This window comes from Paenibacillus polymyxa M1 (assembly GCF_000237325.1).
In the GTDB taxonomy this organism is placed as follows: Bacteria; Bacillota; Bacilli; order Paenibacillales; family Paenibacillaceae; genus Paenibacillus; species Paenibacillus polymyxa_C.
Map to the genome: position 1 here is coordinate 5,697,741 of NC_017542.1, position 22,551 is coordinate 5,720,291.

Consider the following 22,551-nt stretch of genomic DNA (forward strand, 5'->3'; position numbering starts at 1 on the left):
CGGCTCACACCTGTTTTCTTCCTTTATTCCTTTTTATTACGAATTAGGATTATCTTATTTTGTTGCTACTGGCTTGTCAACAAATGCAGCGTAATATTTTAAATTTGAATGATACGATGAGAATCAAGGCTGTGACTATTCATTGCATGCACGCAATTCACGTGCTAAAATTAGGTATAGAGATATCCACCGTATCCGTATACTAAAAAGAGCCTTCGCCGCGCCAACGGCAAAGACTCCTAGGATTTGAAAGGCTGTGGATCACCACGGCGCGCTAAATGCTTAGCTAAACCCACCGTTAGGCGCCTAACCTAATCAAGCGGTGGGTTTTCGCTTGTTCCGAAATTTCCGACGCAGCCAGCGATAAAGTTTACGAATACTAAACACCAGGCTTAGTAACGTAACCATCCAACGCAACACATCGTAGCACGACACAAGTGTGACCATCGGCTTCACCCCCTTTCGGGAAGCTGCGCCATGGTCCGAAAACATCCACCACTATAATCCGCTCTGGGTAACCCCATGCCAAACAGCCGGAAAAGAGGCTACGTCCTCTTTCCGGCTGTTTTTATCTATTTCCTATTCATCAAACCTTCTGTGGAACCTCCGAGACATTTACGCCTTTGACCGATTCACCCTGTTTTCTTGCCAAAACGATGTTCAAGACAATTGCCGTAATCGAGCCCGATACAATACCATTTTGCAGCAGCATTTTGGCAAAGCTAGGCAGTTGGTCAAACATTTGCGGCAGAACAGCTGAGCCTAGGCCTACAGCAATACTGCATGCTGCGATCAGCAGATTGCTTTCCTTCCGCAGATCTACTTCTGACAAAATAGACATACCTGATGCAGCAACCGAGCCAAACATGACGATCATTGCCCCGCCCAGCACAGCGTTAGGAATCACTGTCGTCAAGGCAGCCAGCTTAGGCAGCAAACCGAGAACGACCATGATGCCGCCCGCAGCAAAAATAACGTTACGCGATTTGACGCGAGTTAGCGAGATCAGACCCACATTTTGCGAGAAGGCCGTGTAAGGGAACGCATTAAAAATACCGCCCAGCATAATCGCAAGCCCCTCCGAACGAAGTCCATTGACGATTTGCTTTTGTTCCACCTTCTGATCAATCGCTTTACCTACTGCCAGATAAACCCCCGTAGACTCGACCATGCTGACAATATTGACGATAATCATCGTGCATACCGCCATAATGCTGAATTCTGGCTTACCAAAATAAAACGGCTGCGCAATACTCACCCATGAAGCATCCGCTACGGGAGCAAAGTGCACCATTCCCATCACATAGGCGACTACAGTACCTGCGAACAGACCAATAAGTACGGAAATCGAGCGTAAAAAGCCCTTAGCTACTCGATTGACAAGCAGAATAACCAGTAGTGTAACCAGTGCCAGCAGCAAATTACGCGGCTGTCCAAAATCCGCGCTGCCCTGACCACCCGCTACATTGTTCATCGCCACCGGAATAAGGGATAGACCGATAATCGTAACGACCGAGCCGGTAACCACTGTTGGGAAAAAGCGTAACAGTTTGCCATATAGCGGTGCCGCAAGCACCACAAATATACCGGACAAAATGATGGCACCGTACGCTGTCGCCAGATTTGAGGTCGAAGCAATTGCGATAATGGGTCCTACTGCCGTAAACGTACAGCCCAAAATGACAGGCAATCTACTTCCAAAAAAGCGTGTGCCCATAATCTGTAATAATGTAGCAATCCCGCAAGTGAATAAATCAGCAGCCACTAGATAGGCCATCTGGGCTGGCGTCAGGTGAAGTGCTCCCCCTACAATCAGAGGAACAGCAATGGCTCCGGCGTACATCGCCATGACATGCTGGAAGCCCAGCGCAAATAATTTTTGTTTACTTAACATCCCACATTCTCCTTAACGGGAGGAATCACCATGCCAGCTTCCTCTATAAAATGGACTTCGCCCGGTGCCATGGAAGCGATACGCGCAAGAGAACGTACGGCAATGCCCCTTTGCTCCAACAACCCGCGGCCTTCCTGAAAGCTCTTTTCAATTACACAGCCGACTCCGGCCAGTTCCGCTCCTGCTTCCTTCACAATATCCGTAAGTCCGACCAAAGCTGCACCAGTAGCCAAGAAATCATCCACGATCAGTACATGGTCGCTAGCATCGAGATATTTTTGGGAAATGCTCACCTGATAGGTTTCCTGCCGAGTGAATGAATGAACCTCTGCGAAGTATACCTGTTCATTCAGCGTGATCGCCTTCTTCTTCTTCGCATAAATGAACGGTACCCCCAAGGCAATAGCAGTAGCCATCGCAAATTGAATACCACTAGCTTCAATGGTAAGTACCTTGGTAATCGGAGCATTGCCGAACAGGCGTGCGAACTCCTTGCCAATCTCCAATGCTAGTGCTGTATCCACCTGATGATTCAAAAATGAATCTACCTTTAACACCGTATCGGATAAAATCTGTCCCTCTTGACGAATACGTTCTTCCAAAGCTTTCATTATGCGAATATCGCTCCTCTGTACTTTAAATAGAATAAAACCTGCTAAAACCAAAAAAGGACAAGCTCCCTTGAGTCGTTTCTCAAGTGAAGCCTGTCCTTGGGGTCGTAATCCCTGACGGATTGGCGCACAAATAAAATGCCCGCATTCATCCGAAGCTGATGCGCTATCACTCATAGTCGGACGATTACAGTGGTCATCCGGTAGAAACTTTTGGGCCATATCCCCAATATTATACGAGTCATATGAAATTGATATCTTGTATACTACACCCTCTGGCGAGCGGTTTCAAGACTATTTTTCATACAAACAGCGGCATTTGGAGAACCTTCCACAATTTGAATATCGCAGCAACACACCGATCCCTGTTTGAGGTATATATATAGTAAAAAGCAGATGTTAAAAAACGCAAAACCACACAAAACAACATTTAATTTTATTTTTATTTTTAAATTCAAAATAAAAACCAAAAATACGCTTCCGTTTATGTTGACTACACAGACAAACGGAAGTAGTATGGAATTAGTTAAGAAACAAAAGGCAGACTTTCGGGCTGCCAGGACTTCACCATGCAAGGAGATTAGATATGAACAACTATCTTGCTGTTGATATTGGAGCTTCAAGCGGAAGACTCGTCAGTGCAACCCTACAAGGTGAACAAATTCACTTGCAAGAGCTTCATCGTTTCAACAACTCCTTTACTGAGAGGCACGGGCACAATTACTGGAATATAGACAATTTATTTGATGAGATCATTCAAGGACTGCAAAAGGCTAAGCAAAATGGGATTGAATCCTGTACGCTCGGCATTGATACATGGGCTGTAGATTACGTGTTACTTCATAAGGAAGGTCATCGCATCCATGAGGTGTACGCATACCGCGATGCACGCACTCTACAAGCCCCCGATAAGCTGCACCAGCTCATCAGCCGAGAGGATGTATATGAGAAAACGGGCATCCAGGAACTAAACTTTAATACCTTGTATCAGCTGTTCGTCCATGATCCAGAACAACTCGCCCAGGCAGATAAAATATTGATGGTTCCCGATTATCTGTACTATCGCTTGACTGGCATTATGGTCAATGAAATGACCAATGCATCCACGATGCAGCTTCTCAACGTAAACACCCGAGAATTTGATGAGGATCTGCTCTCCCTGCTCCAGCTTCGGCGCGATCAATTTTCGGAGCTGGCTGAGCCTGGACGCGTCCTGGGCCCCATTTTGCCGGAGCTTGTTCGGAAGTACGATCTTCCAGACTGCCAACTCATCCTTGTGCCTACGCACGATACCGCCTCAGCGGTTGCAGGTGTTCCATCACCGCGGGAAGAGTCTTGGGCTTATATTAGCAGTGGAACATGGTCGCTACTGGGTATGGAACGATCCCAACCCTTGAATACCAAGATAGCTATGCAGGCGAACTACACCAATGAGTGGGGCGCTTACGATATGTACCGTTTTTTGAAAAATATTATGGGCTTATGGATGATTCAGGAGGTTAGAAGAGAGGGAGGCTCTGCACATAGTTTTGCTGAATTGGCCGAATTGGCTTCAGCAGAGACACCATTTGTCAGTCTCGTCCTCTGCAACCAGTCCTCATTCTTAAATCCAGATAGTATGACCCTTGAGATTCAGAGGTTCTGTGAAGAAACCGGGCAGCCTATCCCGCACACACCTGGCGCGCTTGCCCGCTGTATTTTCGACAGTCTGGCCTTAAGCTACCGGGATGCCCTACATGAGCTACAACGTTTAACAGACGAAACGATTACCCGATTGCACATTGTCGGCGGAGGCGCAAACAACGAATTACTATGTCAGCTAACAGCCGACCTTTTAGAAATCGAGGTTCAGGCAGGACCTTCCGAATCGACGGCCATCGGCAATATTGTCGTGCAATTAATCAGCTCTGGTGCTCTTGGAGATCTGAAAGCTGCTGGCCGAACCATAGCTAACTCCTTCCCGACTCGGCTATATGAGCCGCAATCAGTGGAAGGCATGAAAGAGCTTCTGGATCGCTGGGAACGCCTCAAAATACAAGCAACATCCCCTACTCACATATCTCAATAAAGGAGTAAAGTCATGAACGAAGCCATTGAAGCGAGTTATAACGAAGCGAAAAAGCTGTATGCCCGCCACGGTATTCAGGTGGATGACGTTTTACGGAAACTCTCACAAATTAAAATATCACTACATTGCTGGCAGGGAGACGATGTGCAGGGTTTCCTGTTCAAAGATAAACAGCTTAGCGGGGGCATTGCCGTAACAGGCAGCTACCCAGGTAGAGCAGGCACGCCTAATGAGCTGCGTCAGGATTTAGAGAAAGCTCTATCGCTCATCCCCGGTAAACACAAGGTTAATCTGCATGCGATCTATGCGGATACTACAGAACAAGTAGATTTGGATCAACTGGAGCCACGCCATTTTCAGAATTGGTTAGACTGGGCCAAACAGCAAGAGCTTGGACTTGATTTTAATCCGACCCTGTTCTCCCACCCCAAAGCGGAGGATGGCTTCACACTAAGTCACAAGGACCCGGATATTCGCGATTTCTGGATCACACACTGTAAAAAATCACGCAGGATTGCAGAACATTTCGGTAAAGAACTCGGTCAGCCATGTGTCACAAACCACTGGATGCCAGATGGTTACAAGGATACCCCGGTGGATCGCTTGGCTCCAAGAGAACGTCTGCGGGACGCTCTGGACGAGATTTTCAGTGAGGAAATTAGTGAAGATTACAACATCGATGCAGTTGAAAGTAAACTGTTCGGCATCGGTTCGGAAAGCTATGTCGTCGGCTCTCGTGAGTTCTATATGGGTTACGCCCTGACACGGGGTAAATCTATCTGTCTCGATTCCGGTCACTTCCACCCGACAGAAGTCATTTCGAACAAACTGTCCTCTGTGCTGATGTTTACCGATCAATTATTGCTCCATGTCAGCAGACCTGTTCGTTGGGATAGCGATCATGTCGTGACAATGGACGACGAATTGCTGGACATTGCCCGTGAGCTGGTTCGCGGTGTGCTGCTCTCCCGCACTCATATCGGCCTTGATTTCTTTGATGGGAGTATTAACCATGTGGCTGCTTGGGTCATTGGAACACGCAACACCATCAAAGCGTTGCTTCGCGCCATGCTGGAACCGATTGAGGAACTGAAAAAGGCCGAAGAGGAAAGAGACTTCACGACACGCCTTGCCTTGGTCGAAGAGTTTAAATCCTATCCGTTTGGGGCTGTATGGGATTACTATTGCGCTCAAAACGGCGTTCCCGTTCGTGAGGAATGGCTAACCGAAGCTAAAAACTATGAACAACAGGTCCTGCTGAAACGATAAACTACTGCACTGATAATTTTATATTCATATCATCCAAAGGGAGAGATCATCCATGACTACTGTGCTGGAGAATCAAAAAGAACGAAAATCAGGACTGGATATTCCATTTGTTCGAGAGATGGCGGAAATTACGCAAAACATGTGGAAATTCGGCTGGGATGAACGCAATGGAGGCAATGTAAGTTATATTCTGGATGAGGCCGAGGTTGCCAAATATATTGATATTCAAAAAGTCATTCGAACGATTAAACCCGCTTTCCCAGTGAATGAACTGGCAGGCAAATATTTTATCGTCACTGGATCAGGCAAGTACTTCAAAAACGTTATTGCCGATCCGGAAGCCAATTTAGGAGTCCTGCGTGTATCCCAAGATGGTGAGCAGTTAGAAATTTTGTGGGGCCTCAAGCATGACGCGGTTCCTACCAGCGAATTTCCATCTCATTTTATGAGCCACATTGAACGCTTGAAGGTCGATCCTAACCATCGGGTTGTGATCCATAATCATGCCACTCATGTCATTGCCATGACCTTTATTCATAGTTTGGACGAAAACAAATTCACCAAAACGCTGTGGGAAATGTGTACCGAATGTATCGTAGTCTTTCCAGACGGTATCGGTGTAATCCCTTGGATGGTGCCAGGCTCCAGCGAAATCGGCCGCGAAACAGCGAAAAAAATGAAGGATCATCACGCTGTATTATGGCCTCATCACGGCATTTTCGGAACAGGTAGCTCCATTGATGAAGCGTTTGGCCTGATTGAAACAATTGAAAAAGCAGCACAAATTTATATGCTGATTGCTCAGCATGAGATCAAGCAACGGATTACAGATCAGGAATTGGCCGATCTGGCTAAAGCCTTTAATGTTACCCCAAAAGAAGGAATCCTGAACGTATAGATATAGGCTAATCGTATAGCACCGAACTCTATAAAGCTCCACGGCTCGTCTCTTACCAGCCATGGAGCCTTTATCATGCATATCTGAATGCTACTGGATTCGAATGTTTTACCCATGACACGATCCGACAGCAGGTATAAACAGTATCCTCTATAAACCGATTTAATTTTATAACCCCAAATTCCAATGAATTAACTTGTAATTACACTTTCCTTTATATACAATAAAATCAAAATTCCCTTATCTCCACCAAAGGAGAGGTGACAATATGAGAAGAACAAAGAATGAAGATCACTTCGACATCGTGGAAGACCATTATTTCACAACAACCGAACTGGAAAAATCCAGTGCTATTTGGCCGGTCAGACTGGGTATGGATATTTCGAAAACAAGCTGTCATGTCGGCCCCAAGGCTGTCCCTTATTTTTATTTTATTTTTGTACTTGAAGGGCAGGCTGAGTTCATTTATAAGGAAAAGAAGTATCGTGTCCAAAAGTCTGACTTATTCTGTTTCCCCCCCCATCTTGCCCATGAATATTACACCAACCAAGAGCACCCGTTACAAAAGGTATGGATTGCCTTTGAGGGACCAAAATCACTGGCGCTACTCGAGCGGATCGGGATTACCCCCTCTAAGCCATTTATAGCTAACGCAGTGAGCGAGGACATCCTCGAACTGATCTCCAACCTATTTTCCATCGTCAACGACCACAACAGACAGGGCAGCGATCTGGCCCGCTTAATTACACTACACCAGATCTTCGAGGAGTTGTCCCGCAACACATCTGGCGCTCTGCGCAACTCTGTATGCTCTGATTATTGGCTCCAGCAGGGGAAAGATTACATCGAAATGCATTATTGTGACCGTGTTACAATCGAGCAAATTGCTGAGCATGTAGGTGTGGATCGTGCGCATTTTTCACGTAAATTCCATTCCACCTTTCTCATATCCCCCGCCAAGTATTTGCAAACTCTCAAGATTAACGAAGCCAAAAGATTGCTGGAACAAACTACTTACAATTTGTCGATTATCGCCCAATCCATCGGATATACCGATATGTCCACCTTTTCCAAAGCATTTAAGAAAACAGCAGGAATCCCACCCCGAGAGTATCGCTTCCGGCATCAGTCCCGGCAAGAGATCCGCACTGCCAACGCTTAGTCGGAATCCAGTAATGATACAGGAGAACCACCATCATACGGCGGCTCTCCCTTTTTTATGACCTGATCCTAATTTGTACTTGGTTCTGAGCGCTATCAACGCTATAATAAGCATCAAACCAACAGGAAAGGTACGTGAATTCCATGCTGCGATTCAATGCTATACGTACAGGTTATCTGCTGGGCATCTCACTGATACTGGCTGCGATTATTTATTTTTTCGCCTCCAATTGGGGCGGACTGGATCGAACAGTCAAAATCGTGCTAGCTGTTGCGCTTATTGTTTTGTTTTATGGCTTATCTTTTGTATTTGCACGTATACGTGCTGTTCCCGGGCAACAAGCTTTTCTGTCCAATATATTTCTGGTGGCTGGCTGTGTAGCCTTCGGCGTTTCCGTGGCGTTGCTCGGTCAAATTTACAACTCCCATGCGGACAGCTACGGGTTGTTTTTCATTTGGTCAGTGCCGGCTTTACTGCTTAGCTGGATTACCCGCTACAATCCTTTATATATGCTGTCTTATGTACTGATTCATTTGGGGGTATGGCTTTACTTCTATCCAACGATGCAAAGCCCGTCTTATAGCCAACTGGAATCGTTGTCCATCGCTGGAGTGTTCGCAATATTCAATCTGGTGCTATTTCTATTGACGTTCCTTCATCGTATACATTCGGCTCCACTACAATATATGAGCTTTACTGTTCTCCATATAGCTATGTTGGCGATGACCAACTCCTTTGCATTCGATGGATATGGCCTGATCATGAATATACCGCATATCGCTGTGATTGCTTTAGGATTTTATATATTTATCAAGGTTCGGCTGAATAAAACGTTACTGACCTTGAATGCATTGGCGCTTTCGGCGTTTGCTGTCTTTAAATTTATAGAGCTGGCAGAGACGTACTCTTCATCACTATTCTTTGTTTTCGGGTTGATCTTTGTGGCACTGCTATTGACGGGTAACGTATGGTTTTTCCGTTATTTAAATCGTTTGGGAAAGCCATCTCCGGATGAGACAGCCGTCCCTGAGGAACATAGCAGTGAGTGGATCACCAAAACCGTATCTCGCATAATCAAAGTGGTTGGAGTGCTGATTGGCAGTATATCTCTCATCGGACTGATTATGATTAGCACGAACGTAAATCACACCGAATATGTACTGCTGGGCGTGTCTTTGCTGCTAATGATTACGATGATCGTCATACCAGAGTCCAAGCTGGATCCTGTAATCCGTTATACGCTGCTGACCATCAGCTATATTACCGGCCTGGCGGCCATTCTATGGTCAGATCAGACGCTACTTTCGGTATTATTTCTGATCGTTTCCATCGCCGGATGGTTTCGCTCCAAGGGGAAAAGGCAGCGATTTTTTGCCTATACTTTTGTAAACCTGAATATGGCAACTGTTTTGTTTCAACAGTATCAAGAGTGGGATGGCTGGAACTGGACCTATAAGTTCATCATCTTCGCCCTGTTCGCTCTCAATGCCGTCTTATACGGGCTAAGCTACTTTAGACCCAAGACAGAGCTAAAAGGACATCTTCGGGATAGTTCATTATTCTTCAGCTTATTGTTCCTGTTTTGGACAACGTTTTTCGAGGATGTCATTCCACACTCTTATATGTTCATGAACATTTTTTATTTTGTTATCGTTACATGGATGGTCTTTGCCTTTATCCGTCACAAACAAAAATCGGAGGCTATTACGAGCGTTGTATTCTGGTTTATTTTTATCGGCTTCAAATACTATGATTTATTGTGGACGCTGCTGTATAAATCTTTTACACTGGCGCTACTGGGGATCATTATACTGGGAATTACCTGGTGGTTCGATCGACGAATGGCCCATAGCGGCAAAACAGCGTTCGATGCCGACCACCGCAGCTTTAGCTTTATGCGCTTAAGCCCGTTACTCATTGCCATTGTCATTGTGCTACAGCTAGGAATTATCGGCTATCAGACGGCGAGAAGTGAAACCCTGCTCGCCACAGGTGCCTCCGTTAAGCTCAAGCTGGCTCCTATAGACCCGCGCTCCCTGTTGCAGGGCGATTATGTGGCACTGAATTACGATATTTCTACCCCTCCTTCCAAGAACCCTCTTCAGGAGAAGGATTGGAACCGAGGCAAGGTTAAAGTCGTTCTCACACCAGATAGCCAAGGAGTATACATTGCTGATCGTCTATATCAAGATGGCGAGAAACTTGCCCATCATGAAATTGTTCTCAATGGACAATGGAATGGTTCTCGTATTCTGTACGGTATTGAGAATTATTTCATTCCTGAAGGAACTGGACGTACTGTTGAACAGAACGCTCATTACGCCTATATTCGGGTCAGCCGCAATGGAGACGCGTTGCTGGAACGTTTGGTGGAAAGCTGATCTGGATTGGCAAAGAGGTGGAGAGGTAGAGGTATTGAACGAAGCGGGGCTTTAAAAATTTATTTGTACAAAAAGCAGGCTGAACCAGGTTGCTCCATTGCTGGAGCATAATTTGGTTCAGCCTGCTTTTTCTTTTTCGGCAATGGAGGAAAACTCAATGATAACCTTTCCCTAAAGTTTATCCTCGTTTATATCTCTCTCGACCATGCCACGATTTCTTTAATATCCTGCGGCTGAGTCCGACAACAGCCACCAATCATACGCGCTCCTGCTTTATACCACTGCCGGGCACTCTGTCCGAACGTTTCTGTACAAGTATGGCCCTGCCATGTCTTGGTGACCGGGTCATATTCCTCCCCCAGATTGGGATATACCACCACCGGCTTGTCCGTATGGCTGTGTATTTCGTGAATAAGAGATGGAATGAATTTGGGCAACGTGCAATTGATCCCTACCGCAGCTACCTGCTCATGCTCATTCAGCCACTTTGCACATGCGGCGACAGACTCGCCATTACTGATATGCTGCTCATCCTTTGCACTAAAGCTGATCCAGGCATACGTACCGGGGAATTCCTTCAGCAAGCGGGCAATAGCCTTGGCTTCCACCAGGCAGGGTATCGTTTCACAAGCTAAAATGTCTGCTCCCGCCTCGATCAGAGCTTTCATGCGCGGCCTGTGAAACTCCATAAGCTGCTCTTCGCTCAGCTTGTAATCACCGCGATACTCTGAACCATCAGCGAGAAACGCTCCATAGGGTCCGACAGAGGCCGCAACCAGCGGCTTGGGACGATGCTGCTGACTTGCAGTAGCCGTCACATCGGCCCAAAACTCATCTCGTGCCTGTAAAGCAATCTGCACCGATGACTGAATCAGCTTCAACGCCTCATTTTCGCTTAGCCCTCGTTGAACGTAGCCTTCCACAGTGGCCTGATAGCTCGCCGTAATCGCACAGTCTGCCCCAGCCTCAAAGTAATCTCGATGTACACGCTTGATCGAATCCGGATATTCATAGAGTATTTTGGCCGACCATAAGCTATCGTTCAGATCATGCCCATGACGTTCCAATTCAGTCGCCATTGCGCCGTCCAGCACGATCAGCTGAAATTTGTTCACTATACGTTGTATCGGATTCATGCGGCCCCTCCTGCTTGTCTAATCTATTTAACCCACTGACTAGGTTGGATTTAATTTTTTATATTATAGCATGTATGTTGATGAGCACCTTACATTTACATCCTGATGTGACGTATAAATTTTTTAAATTAGTTTCATAAGTTAAATTAATTAGATATTGTTCTTTTTTTCACAAAGTTTTTTTACTATAAAGGTGCAAACCAAACACTTTGGCCAAAAGATCAGGGAATTGCATTGTCACATTTTGCATCGGCATTTATGTGAAAAAAGGTACAAGAGAGGATTTTATCTATGTCTTTACTAGAAATGATTACAGCGACCTTAACAGATAACAGTATTGTCAGTTCTATCGCTTCTACCGTTTTTATTATCCTGCTCGGCTTCTTTTGCCGCAAGAAGGGGATTTTTACCGCAGCCGTAGGAAAGATGCTATCTAAGGTTGTTCTCACTGTGGCTCTACCAGCACTAGCCTTTAATTCTTTCATGCAGGATATCAATCCTACAATATTAAAACAGGGCATGAATGTTTTAATATGGGGGATTCTCATTTATATCATTCTCATCTTTATCTCCAAGCCGTTCTTCCTGAGCTACAACAAGGATAAGCAGGATGTTTTGCGGGTACTAACCATTTTCGGTTCTACTACTTTTTTCGGAATTCCCATTGTCGGTGCCATTTACGGTCCTACTGGAGTGATGTACAGTTCCATTTTTAATATAGGCTACCGCATTTTCTTATATTCTTATGGCTATATCAAAATGAGCGGCTTAAAAATGGAGCTTAAAAATCTCAAAACTATGTTTTTGAATCCGATTGTTATTGCGACTTTTATAGGCTTGTTTGTTTGGTTGTTCCAGGGTTATTTACCGCAAATGAGTGTGGCTACAGAGGATGGGACCATTCAGCAGTTTGCTTTTCTAAGAATTGATCAAACCGCTGTCTGGTTGTTCAAGCCCATGACCTACCTTGCCGGACTAGCTTCTCCATTGGCCTGGTTATCGATTGGTTCAACTTTGGGTGAAATCAGCTTCAAGTCGGCAGCTACAGACAAGACATCATGGTATTACAGCCTTGTTAAAGTTTGGCTGGTACCTATTGTGAACATCGTTTTGCTGGCTTTGTTGACCATATCTCATATTCTGTCGGTCGATACTGTCGCTTTATCTACCATTGTCATTATGATGGCTACTCCTACAGCTACCGTAGCCGCAGCCTATGCCATCAGTTTTGATAAGGAAGCTGTACTAACTTCTAATGCATCGCTTCTATCAACTATTACTTCCGTCGTCATGATTCCGGTGTGGATTATTACGCTCAATGTCATCGATAAAATTGGAATTTTCTAAATCAGGGGGAAAACAACATGTTAAAAATCATCTGCTATGGTGCCCGTTCATATGAGAAGCCCTATTTCCATGAGCTTAATAAATATAACTTCCAGCTAACGCTGGTAGAAGAGCTGCTGACCTCCAGCAATGCAGAACTGGCCCAGCATCACGATGCTGTTTTGTTAAGAGGAAACTGTGCTGCCAATCGGCAAAATCTCGCAAAATTCAATCAGTACGGCATTCAATATATTTTCACCAGAACCGTCGGAATCAACCATATTGATTTGGATGCCTGCAGCGAATTTGGAATGAAGGTCGCACGTGTGCCATCCTACTCTCCGAATGCTATCGCAGAGCTTTCCTTAACTCTTGCTATGATGCTGCTCCGTCACACTGCTTACATGACTACCAAAAGCTCTTTCAAAAATTTTATTGTGGACGAGCATACGTTCAGCAAAGAGATTCACAATTGTAAAGTTGGGATTATCGGGGTCGGTCGCATCGGCCTGACGGAGGCCAAATTATTTAAAGGATTAGGAGCTTCTGTTATCGGCTATGATGTGTACCAATCCGACGCAGCCAAGGCACTCATTCCATTCACAACCTTGGATGAACTACTGGCAGAGAGTGATATCGTCAGTGTGCATGTTCCTTACCTGCCGGGACAGAACGACCAAATGATTAATGCTAGCTTTTTAGCGAAAATGAAAAAAGGGTCTATTCTCATCAATACCTCACGTGGGGAATTACAAGATAACCAAGCCATTCTGGATGCTTTGCTCAGCAATCATTTGGAAGGGTTCGGAACAGATGTCTTTCCTAAAGAGGAAGAACTATTTTTTAAAGCATTTGACCCATGGCAAATGCTCCCGGACCCAACGATCCAGAAGCTTGTGGAGCTGTATCCAAGAGTGTTGGTCACACCTCATGCCGGCTCGAATACCGTTACTGCGTTATCCAACATGATTGAAACCAGCTACGCAAACTTCCATGATATCATTACAACTCATTCTTCGGACAATCTGGTCCCACTTCCTGTTCTCGCTATGAAATAGTGTAGGAAGCTTGGCACACTCATTGGACAGTAAAGAACCGCTATCTCCAGGTCATACTGGAAATGGCGGTTCTTTTATATCCGAATTGATCTGATAGAGCATTAGCGGCCTTCCAATCTTGTGGTATTCTATCGATTCAATCAGAAAGCCATCGTCTACCAGGAACTGAATATATTTTTTGACTGTAATACGGGACAAGTCCACTTCTCTGGCTAATGTTTCAACCGAAAAAGGTCCGTCCAGCTCTTGAATACTCTTCAGTATGGTAGTCATGGTCAGTTTGGACAAGTTTTTAGACAGATTTTTCGATAGATTTGGGGATAGTTGTTTAGCAGGTTTTTTCTTTTCTACACCCATAGGCTCTTCTTTATTAAAATATTGATCAATGACAGCTTGATTAATTCCGTTCCCTTCCTCCATCACCGTGGCCAAACGCTGGATTTTCTCAACAGCCAGCTTAAAGCGTTCGAATGTAAAAGGCTTAATTAGATAGTCTGCCACTCCATAGAAAACAGCTTCCTTTACCGTTTGGATATCTTTTGCAGCCGTAATTAAAATAACCGAAGCATGGTACTGCTGCTCCTGCATATGGGATAACAAGGTTAATCCACTTTTCCCGGGTAAATAAACGTCCAGCAATACCAGATCAGGTGTGAACTTCTGAAGACAATCCTGTGCCTTCTGGACAGTATCTGCTTTACATACCACATCCAAGTTGTCCATACGCTCAATAAACTGTTGATTGAGCTCAGCAACCATAGGATCATCCTCAACAATGAGTACCTTCATTCACTCGTCACCTCCAATGTACAGGGCAACTCTACATAGATACTTGTTCCCAGACCAGGTTGGCTGTCAATCTCAATGATGCCCTGGTGATTGTCCACCATGGTCTTAACCAGATTCAAACCGTACCCCCTGTCCTCTCCTTTGGTTGAGAAGCCATGCTCGAATATTCTTTGTTGCATTTCAGAGTCAATTCCCATACCATTATCCTTCACTTTCAAAATGAACACATTTCCCTCACACTCATAATTCAATTTCAATTCAATTTTGCCGGGTTGCCTTTTTTGTAAAATGGAGTCTATCGCGTTGTCAAAAAAATTGCCCAATATGTGTATGACATCATGAACAATGTCCTGCATCTCTAGATTGGATACATTCGAGCTTTCTTCCAGTAACACCGAAATATTCTGCTCGCGTGCTTCGTTGATTTTCCCCATAATAAAACCTGCTAAAGCCGGAACCTTAATCCTCTCTGTTAGAAAGCCTACTTCATTTTGATACCGGTGATTTAGCTGCTGAATATACTGACTGACTTCTTCATATTTCCTCATCTCAATCAGTCCGGAGATCACGTGCATTTTGTTCATAAACTCATGCGTCTGTCCGCGAAGAGAGTTAATATAATATTTTGTGCCACTCAACTGATTGCTAAGATGAATCATCTCGGATTGGTCGCGCAGTGTAGCAACTGCCCCAAAAAACTCATTTTCTACATGTATAGGGGTTACTGTCGCAATGACTTCTATACCATTCACATAAAACGAGCGGTCCTTGATCTTCTTCTTACTATCAAACACTTTCTTGAAGAGCGCGTTATAAAAGTTGGTATCGATCTGCTCGCCAATCGGGGCTTTTCTGTCTTGATTCGCCAGTTGGTACTTGGCCTGAGCTTCCTTGTTCATAAGCATAATTTTCTTGTCAGCCGAAATGGCTATAATTCCTTCAGCGACCTCATTTTCAATAATTACTTTTTCACGTAATCGTGTTGCTATCTCTTGTGGTTCCAGACCAAATAAGATCGTTTTGATTTTTTGTGCCAGAATGATCGCGCCCAGAACTCCACTAAAGAGTCCCAGCATCAGTCCTCCAAAAATGGTATACTGCGCCTGCATCAAATCATGATTTAGCGTTCTCATGGTCAGTCCTACACATACAATGCCAATGACCTCTTTCTGTTGATTAAATATCGGCGTAAAATAACGGTAGCCTTGGCCTAAAACACCGATATTTTCAGAAAAATGTCCCTGACCGGATAGTGCTTTTCTGGCATCGTCCAAATCAGAGAATGGCTTGCCAATCATGGTTTCATTCGGATGGGAAAGCCGAATTAAATCGTGGTTCAGTATGACTACAAAATCCACATTAACGTTATGCATTACTCCAAGAGAATAGTCTTGGATCTGCTTCACAGGGACTCCCTGCTCAACATTACGAATAACATCGTTGTCACTGGCAACCACCTTGGCAATACCTGAAAGTTTTTCCTTCGTATTATCAAAATGCTTGTTAATCACGAAATTACGAATGAGAAGCAAGGATATAATCAAGGAAATAATAATAACTAAAACAACCAAAATAATAATCATGAATTGTAGCGAAACTTTGAATTGTCTTCTCGGTTTCAACTTACCTTTTAACCGCAACCCTATCACCCAGCTTCTTTATCAAGCTCTCCAATGGGAAGAAGAGCCTATCTTGCCCCTATAACCCCTTTTTATTCGACATCGTTTGACAAAATCCCTTCTTATTTTACAAGCTTTACGCGCCCCATTAGTGGATAACGCAGCCTTTATCTGAAATAAAACAATATGCTGAATAAGGAAAGGTCAATTCTCCATAATAAGGACGTATACCTGACGAAAGGGAGGATAACGGATGATTGACAATCTCGAGAGCAATTACGACTGCGCTCATGCAGGAGAAGACCTTCATCAACTCAAGCAGGAGCTCGCTACGCTTCAGGCCCAAGGTGCCAATGACCAGGCATCCAAGGAAGCCATTCATCGGCTGGAAAATCAAATTTCGTTCATCTTGAACAAATGCGATATTAACCATTAGTCAAGTCTGTCTGGTTCGGTAAAATAAAATACAAAACCGGCTTGCCTTAGAAGACAAGCCGGTTTTGTATGCTCAAGTTTATACACATATGAGTGCTAAATTTACAAAATTCCTCGTATCTCATCCAACGACTGCACCTTTTCCTGCTGCATCCATTGTTCTAGCCCATATACCAACTCAGCCCCTGCATGTAAATGGACAAAATTATACGTTCCCACCTGAATGGCGGCGGCCCCTGCCATGGTGAATTCAATAATGTCCTCCACAGAGCTGATCCCGCCCATCCCGATCACAGGAATGGATACCGCCTGCGCCACCTGGTGAACCATGCGCAAGGCAATCGGCTTGATTGCCGGTCCGGAAAGGCCTGCATACGTGTTGGCGAACACACTGCGGCGCCGACGTATATCTATTTTCATTGCAGAAAATGTATTGATCAGCGAAACCCCGTCGGCGCCTTCTTCCTCGCACATAACCGCCATCTGCGTGATGTTCTCTGCATTTGGAGACAGCTTGACAACTAGCGGAAGCGCCGTCACATTGCGCACCTGACGCACCACCTCCCGCGCTACCTCTGTCTGGATACCAAATTGCATTCCGCCCTGCTTCACATTGGGGCATGAAATGTTCAATTCCAGCATGTCAACGCCTCTGCGGTTCATTGTACGGCGTTTTTGCGCGTTTTCCGTAATCATGGCTACGGCCTGTACGTATTCCTCCAGATTGGAGCCGCCCACATTGGCAATAACAGCCGTATTCCAGCGAGTCATGTCATCCAGTTCATCCTTCAAAAAAGCCGCCACACCCGGATTTTCCAATCCTACACTATTCAGCATACCGGATGCTGTCTCATGTATTCGTTGCCCCGTATTCCCCGCCTTCGGATGAAGGGTTAGTCCCTTGCCGACGATGCCGCCGAGTAGCTCAGGAGAATAGAATTCTGCATACTCACGCCCGAACCCAAACGTACCGGATGCCATGATAATCGGGTTTTTGAACGGTACACCTGCTATATTACACGCCATGGAGATCATCGAACTCCACCTCCTCCACCGGGAATACAGGCCCTTCCTTACATACCCTCCGATTGCCTCCACGGGTACGCATGGTGCAGCCCAAACATGCGCCAATACCACAGGCCATATGTCTTTCTGTTGAAATATATAAGCGGGACGCTGTACCCGCCGTTTTCAGCGCGAGTGCTTGCAACATCGGAGTTGGCCCGCAGGAAAACATATTCGCATAGCGAGCAGGTTCGACCTGTTCGACGATGCTCCCCCCTACCTTGACCTCTACAGATGCTGCCGCAGCCTCGAACGCTTCAACCCCGAAGGCCTGCTGTGCAAACCCCAGATAAACGTCTGCATGCGGGTAATATTTTGCAGCCAATAACAATGGTGCTGTACCCATGCCACCGCCGATTAAAGCCAAACTGCCCTCAACCTGCGGAAACCCGTTTCCAAAGGGTCCTTCCAATTGAATCTCCTGACCAGGCTGTAATTGGGAAAATAGATGGGTCCCCTCTCCAACAACCCGGTACAAAAAGGAAATGCTCTCTTCCCCAATATCATAAATGCTGATGGGTCTGGGCAGCAGTGGGTAACCATTCCCGCTGCGCAGCATGTAGAACTGACCCATCTTCCCCTTAAATTTCCCCTCTATCTTCATCACATAAATGCCCGGAACGAGCGCCACATTTGAAATTACGTTAGCCATATAACCCCTCCACTAACCACTCACTATAACGTAAAAGCAGCAACTATTACGTGACTATTTTCACATTTACAGTTGACGTTTTGTTCGATGGTTCATGTATACAAAAAGCGTACTCCTGTTAGAGAGTACGCTCGTATATTTTAACTAATAGCTTCGCGCTCCGCATTGCGGCTGCTATTGGCATCCTTGCGAATTTGCTTGCTGCGCAGCTGTCCGCAGGCCGCATCAATGTCGACTCCGTGCTCCAGCCGAACACTACAGCTAATACCTTGTTTTTTCAGAACATCATAGAAGCCAGTAATCGATTCCGACTCACTCCGCTGGTATTGACTATGCTCATCCACCGGATTGTATGGAATCAGGTTCACGTTCGCCAGATTGCGACGATGGCCCACCAGCTCAGCCAGTTCGAGCGCATGCTCCTTACCGTCATTAACATCCTTCAGCAAGATGTACTCCAGCGTAATCCGACGATTGGTTTTGTCCAAGTAATAATCAATTGCCTGCATGAGCTTCTCAATCGGGATCGCCCGGTTGATCTTCATAATGCGGGTACGAATCTCATTATTCGGAGCGTGGAGGGAGATCGCAAGATTGACGTGCAGATCGGAATCAGCAAATTCAATGATTTTATCGGCAAGGCCACTTGTGGACACGGTAATATGCCGCTGCCCAATCGCCAGCCCTTTATGATCCTTAATGACCCGAATGAAATCGGACAGGTTCACAAAGTTATCAAACGGTTCGCCAATTCCCATTACCACAACGTGACTGACCCGGTCGCCCGGACGTTCCTGGTCCAGATACAGCTGCACCTTCATAATTTGTCCTACGATTTCACCACTGGAAAGGTCACGGCTCTTCTTCAACAGCCCACTTGCACAGAAGCTACATCCAATGTTGCATCCCACCTGCGTCGTCACACATACGGATAATCCAAACTTATGCCGCATTAATACCGTCTCAATCAAATTACCATCCTGCAAACGGAACAAAAACTTGACCGTCCCGTCTGCTGATTGTTGCTTCACATGTTCTTCCAGGGTTTCAATAGAGAAGTTCTCTGCCAACAGGCGAGTACAATTCTCATGAACCTCTGTCATCGCCGCAAAATCAGTAATCCGTTTCCGGTACAATGCGTCCCATACCTGCAATGCCCGAGATTTTTTATATCCATGCTCCAAGAGCCATGCTGTCAATTGGTCTAGCGTTAATCCATAAATGGATTCCTTTTTCATGTTCGATCCTCTTTTCAGACGTTAAAATTCGTATTTCTATATATAAACCCTAGCCATCACGACTCGTCTCAACTATCATTGCATCATAGCATGTTTGAGCGCTCTGCGCTATTCAAACACTTCTTGTATTGTCCCAAATTTTAATTATGAACACAAGGGGCAGGCTGATGATATCCTGTTCGACAAAAGCACGCAAAGACAGGATGACGGACACCGTGAATGATATGATTACAACCAAGGAAGGTGATGTGGTTGGAATGGTTGCTTCGGATCAAGAACGCACTCGATCTAATGGAAGAAAGAATGCAGCAGCCCCTTGATATTGATGAAATTGCAAAGGCGGCCTACTCGTCGCCCTTTCATTTTCAACGGATGTTTTATATGCTAACTGGCGTTACGGTAGCAGAATATGTGCGCAAACGTCGATTGACCCTGGCTGCTCAGGAATTGAGTCTTTCTACCACCAAAGTACTGGATGTTGCGTTCAAGTACGGATATGATTCCCCCGAATCTTTTTCTAAAGCGTTCCGAAAGGTACACGGTATTTCTCCCTCTGAGGCCAGAAACCCGGGAGTGAACCTGAAAGCCTTTCCACGCATCACCTTCCATCTATCACTGAAGGGAGATCAGGAAATGGATTATAAAATTGTAGAGAAGGCGGCCTTTACGGTCATTGGGAAGTCCATTCAAGTTACTACTAAGAACGGTGAAAACCTTCGGGAAATCCCAAAATTCTGGGATCAACTTAACGCAGATGGCACATCGGATCGCATTCATGCCTTGGGGACAGGCGATGATATCCTCGGTATATGTCTGGACATGAAGCACGGTGAAGAAACGTTTAGCTACCTTATCGCCGCAGAGGGCAGTGAAGACGTAGCAGCCTCGAACGGATTAGAAGCCAGAACCATCCCGGCTGCAACCTGGGCCGTGTTTACATCCATCGGCCCTATGCCTCACTCGATCCAGAAGGTATGGCAAAGAATTTACCAGGAATGGTTCCCTGCCAGCAACTATGAGCACTCAGGCGGGCCTGAGCTAGAAGTATATACCATGGGAGATACTCATGCTGAGGAATACCGAAGTGAAGTATGGATTCCGATTACGAAAAAATAAACAAACGAACCGGCTGCCTATTGCAGTCGGTTTGATATCGTATGCTCACGACAATTGCCCAAGCTCCTGCTTTAACACAGAATATAGCCTTGAGCTTGCCAGCTTCAGCGGTGCCTCGTTTGCTTTACAAAGAAGACCAAAGGTCATATCGATCAAGCTGCCGCTTAATTGCCTCACTGCTGTTCCTGCCGGGACAGGATGGACTAGAATTTGGGGCACAAGGGCAATCCCTAATTCACATTCCACATAAGATTTTAGAGCCGTCATGCTGCCAATTTCCATCGTGTCTAACGTAGTTATTCCATGTTCCTTCATGACCATTTCAAGTTTGCGCCGATAAGGACAGATGGACGACGTAATAAGTAGGCGATGCCCCTGTAAATCTGCGGGTCCAATGCACTCCTTTTCTGCAAGAGGGTGATGTTCAGGCATCAAAACTACAAAATTCTCCTTAAATAAAGGTTCAAAATATAGCTCTGTACCCAAATCCGGGGCAGAGCATAATGCGATGTCCACATCCCCTTGGAGTATACGCTCGCTTAATGTAGGTGTATTCCCAAACTCAACAGAAACCCGAATGTGAGGGTAATGGTTTAAGAACCGCTTTAAAATTTCGGGTAGTCGGTAACTAGCGGTCGGTTCAGTCACTCCTATACGAATGTCACCTGCGGTTCCCTTTTGCAGGTTCTCCATATTTTCCTGCAGTTGCTCCATGTCTTTTACAATGGGCAAACTCTGCTCATAAAACATCCTGCCAGCTTCAGTTAACTTTATTTTCTTGCCCCGCTCAATTAGTTGAACTCCTAGATCGGATTCCAGCTTTTGTATTTGCATCGTCACAGTGGATTGCGCATAATTCAACGCTTCCGCCGCACGCATAAAACTCCCGTAATTCACAATCATCTGAAATGTTTTGAGTGCTTTAATATCCATTCTCCTACTCCCAAGTCGCTTGTTTAATTCAAGTTTATTGAATTACAAGTTCAGTTAATTCAATTATACAAAATATAATACATCCTCTACAATGATCCATAACAGATTATATTACTTTTCTCACACAACACTAACGAGTTGGCTAAGGAGCGGATATACATGGATTTACATCAAAAAGCAGCCCTAGTTACAGGCGGCGGTACAGGAATTGGGAGAGCCATATGTATGGAATTAGCAGATCGAAAGGCTACTGTAGTCGTAAACTATTCCCGTTCTAAAGACGATGCAGAGGAAACCGTACGTATGATACTTGAACAGGGAGGAAGTGCAATTGCATTACAGGCAGATGTTTCCCAAGATCGGGAAGTTCGGGATATGGTCGAGCAGATTGTTCAGCAATACGGCACGGTTGATGTACTGGTGAATAACGCCAGCATTACACATCATATTCCAATGGACGATCTAGAGGCCGTTACGGAAGAGGTGTGGAATGATCTCTTGGCTGTCAATGTGAAAGGCATGTTTTACTGTGCTAGAGCCGTAGCTCCTTATATGAAGCATCGTCAACAAGGAGCTATCGTCAATCTGGGAAGTATAGCTGGACAAACAGGGCTAGGTTCCTCACTACCCTATGCAGTATCCAAAGCAGCCGTCCACGGGCTGACCAAATCGTTAGCACGATCCCTGGCCCCTGATATTCGAGTCAATTGCATCGTGCCAGGCGCGGTGGCGACAAGATGGTGGGCAGGTAGGGAAGAACAAATGAAACAATTGGCTCCTCATCTGCTGCTACAGCGCATTTCCACACCTGAGGATATTGCCAGCATGGTCTGCTCTGCTTTGGAACAGGAAGCCATGACAGGCCAGATCATTACGGTAGACAGCGGACAAACGCTATAAA

At 45.4% G+C, this 22,551-nt stretch carries 19 protein-coding genes and 1 riboswitch; of the genes, 10 read left to right on the plus strand and 9 right to left on the minus strand.

Annotation, left to right across the window (positions count from 1 at the left end):
• Positions 1 to 586: 586 nt before the first annotated feature.
• Positions 587 to 1,894, minus strand: coding sequence for a nucleobase:cation symporter-2 family protein (locus tag PPM_RS25585; RefSeq protein WP_013373750.1), 1,308 nt, complete (start codon positions 1,892 to 1,894; stop codon positions 587 to 589).
• The gene (locus PPM_RS25590) at positions 1,888 to 2,505 is read right to left on the minus strand and encodes a xanthine phosphoribosyltransferase (protein ID WP_025675736.1); all 618 of its coding nucleotides are present in this window, start codon (positions 2,503 to 2,505) and stop codon (positions 1,888 to 1,890) included. The genes PPM_RS25585 and PPM_RS25590 overlap by 7 nt, the downstream gene beginning before the upstream one ends.
• Positions 2,506 to 2,661: 156 nt before the next feature.
• Positions 2,662 to 2,765: riboswitch (purine riboswitch) on the minus strand.
• 326 nt (positions 2,766 to 3,091) lie between these two features.
• Between PPM_RS25590 and rhaB the strand changes: the two genes are divergently transcribed.
• The 5 genes from rhaB to PPM_RS25615 all read left to right on the plus strand — a co-directional run bounded on the left by rhaB (position 3,092) and on the right by PPM_RS25615 (position 10,283).
• Positions 3,092 to 4,573 (plus strand): rhamnulokinase, encoded by a 1,482-nt coding sequence (rhaB, locus tag PPM_RS25595; protein ID WP_013373753.1) that lies wholly within the window; start codon positions 3,092 to 3,094, stop codon positions 4,571 to 4,573.
• Between the two features lie 12 nt (positions 4,574 to 4,585).
• Positions 4,586 to 5,842 (plus strand): L-rhamnose isomerase, encoded by a 1,257-nt coding sequence (gene rhaA, locus PPM_RS25600; protein WP_016324899.1) that lies wholly within the window; start codon positions 4,586 to 4,588, stop codon positions 5,840 to 5,842.
• Between the two features lie 52 nt (positions 5,843 to 5,894).
• On the plus strand, positions 5,895 to 6,740 hold the full coding sequence (gene rhaD, locus PPM_RS25605; protein WP_013373755.1) for a rhamnulose-1-phosphate aldolase: 846 nt from the start codon (positions 5,895 to 5,897) through the stop codon (positions 6,738 to 6,740).
• A gap of 268 nt (positions 6,741 to 7,008) precedes the next feature.
• A complete protein-coding gene (locus PPM_RS25610; protein ID WP_013373756.1) occupies positions 7,009 to 7,902 on the plus strand; it encodes an AraC family transcriptional regulator in 894 nt (297 codons plus the stop codon).
• 143 nt (positions 7,903 to 8,045) lie between these two features.
• The gene (locus tag PPM_RS25615; protein WP_016324900.1) at positions 8,046 to 10,283 is read left to right on the plus strand and encodes a GDYXXLXY domain-containing protein; all 2,238 of its coding nucleotides are present in this window, start codon (positions 8,046 to 8,048) and stop codon (positions 10,281 to 10,283) included.
• Between the two features lie 188 nt (positions 10,284 to 10,471).
• Here the strand turns inward: PPM_RS25615 and mmuM are convergent, their stop codons facing one another.
• Positions 10,472 to 11,419, minus strand: a complete 948-nt coding sequence (gene mmuM / locus PPM_RS25620; RefSeq protein WP_013373758.1) for a homocysteine S-methyltransferase — start codon at positions 11,417 to 11,419, stop codon at positions 10,472 to 10,474.
• A gap of 291 nt (positions 11,420 to 11,710) precedes the next feature.
• On the opposite strand from mmuM, the gene PPM_RS25625 reads away from it, so the two are divergent.
• Both PPM_RS25625 and PPM_RS25630 read left to right on the plus strand, forming a co-directional pair.
• Positions 11,711 to 12,766, plus strand: coding sequence for an AEC family transporter (locus PPM_RS25625; RefSeq protein WP_013373759.1), 1,056 nt, complete (start codon positions 11,711 to 11,713; stop codon positions 12,764 to 12,766).
• 17 nt (positions 12,767 to 12,783) lie between these two features.
• Positions 12,784 to 13,803, plus strand: a complete 1,020-nt coding sequence (locus PPM_RS25630; RefSeq protein ID WP_013373760.1) for a 2-hydroxyacid dehydrogenase — start codon at positions 12,784 to 12,786, stop codon at positions 13,801 to 13,803.
• Between the two features lie 51 nt (positions 13,804 to 13,854).
• Here PPM_RS25630 and PPM_RS25635 read toward each other — a convergent pair whose 3' ends face one another.
• Entirely contained in the window at positions 13,855 to 14,592 is a 738-nt protein-coding gene (locus PPM_RS25635; RefSeq protein WP_013373761.1) for a response regulator, read from the minus strand.
• Positions 14,589 to 16,241, minus strand: a complete 1,653-nt coding sequence (locus PPM_RS25640; RefSeq protein WP_144399881.1) for an ATP-binding protein — start codon at positions 16,239 to 16,241, stop codon at positions 14,589 to 14,591. The genes PPM_RS25635 and PPM_RS25640 overlap by 4 nt, the downstream gene beginning before the upstream one ends.
• A 223-nt stretch (positions 16,242 to 16,464) precedes the next feature.
• Here PPM_RS25640 and PPM_RS25645 point away from each other — a divergent pair, with 223 nt between their 5' ends.
• Positions 16,465 to 16,647, plus strand: coding sequence for a hypothetical protein (locus tag PPM_RS25645; protein WP_013373763.1), 183 nt, complete (start codon positions 16,465 to 16,467; stop codon positions 16,645 to 16,647).
• Positions 16,648 to 16,748: 101 nt separating this feature from the next.
• Here the strand turns inward: PPM_RS25645 and PPM_RS25650 are convergent, their stop codons facing one another.
• From PPM_RS25650 to rlmN, 3 genes are all read right to left on the minus strand, one after another.
• Positions 16,749 to 17,681 (minus strand): dihydroorotate dehydrogenase, encoded by a 933-nt coding sequence (locus PPM_RS25650; RefSeq protein ID WP_013373764.1) that lies wholly within the window; start codon positions 17,679 to 17,681, stop codon positions 16,749 to 16,751.
• Complete coding sequence (locus tag PPM_RS25655) at positions 17,662 to 18,363, minus strand: dihydroorotate dehydrogenase electron transfer subunit (protein ID WP_013373765.1); 702 nt, start codon at positions 18,361 to 18,363, stop codon at positions 17,662 to 17,664. The genes PPM_RS25650 and PPM_RS25655 overlap by 20 nt, the downstream gene beginning before the upstream one ends.
• 140 nt (positions 18,364 to 18,503) lie before the next feature.
• Positions 18,504 to 19,601: a 23S rRNA (adenine(2503)-C(2))-methyltransferase RlmN gene (rlmN, locus tag PPM_RS25660; RefSeq protein ID WP_013373766.1), complete on the minus strand. Its 1,098-nt coding sequence runs from the start codon at positions 19,599 to 19,601 to the stop codon at positions 18,504 to 18,506.
• Between the two features lie 246 nt (positions 19,602 to 19,847).
• On the opposite strand from rlmN, the gene PPM_RS25665 reads away from it, so the two are divergent.
• Entirely contained in the window at positions 19,848 to 20,717 is an 870-nt protein-coding gene (locus tag PPM_RS25665; RefSeq protein ID WP_013373769.1) for an AraC family transcriptional regulator, read from the plus strand.
• 45 nt (positions 20,718 to 20,762) lie between these two features.
• Here PPM_RS25665 and PPM_RS25670 read toward each other — a convergent pair whose 3' ends face one another.
• A complete protein-coding gene (locus tag PPM_RS25670; RefSeq protein ID WP_013373770.1) occupies positions 20,763 to 21,650 on the minus strand; it encodes a LysR family transcriptional regulator in 888 nt (295 codons plus the stop codon).
• A 159-nt stretch (positions 21,651 to 21,809) separates the two neighbouring features.
• Between PPM_RS25670 and PPM_RS25675 the strand changes: the two genes are divergently transcribed.
• Positions 21,810 to 22,550 carry an SDR family NAD(P)-dependent oxidoreductase gene (locus PPM_RS25675; RefSeq protein WP_013373771.1) on the plus strand — a complete coding sequence of 247 codons (741 nt, stop codon included), beginning with the start codon at positions 21,810 to 21,812 and terminating at the stop codon, positions 22,548 to 22,550.
• Position 22,551: the final 1 nt, after the last annotated feature.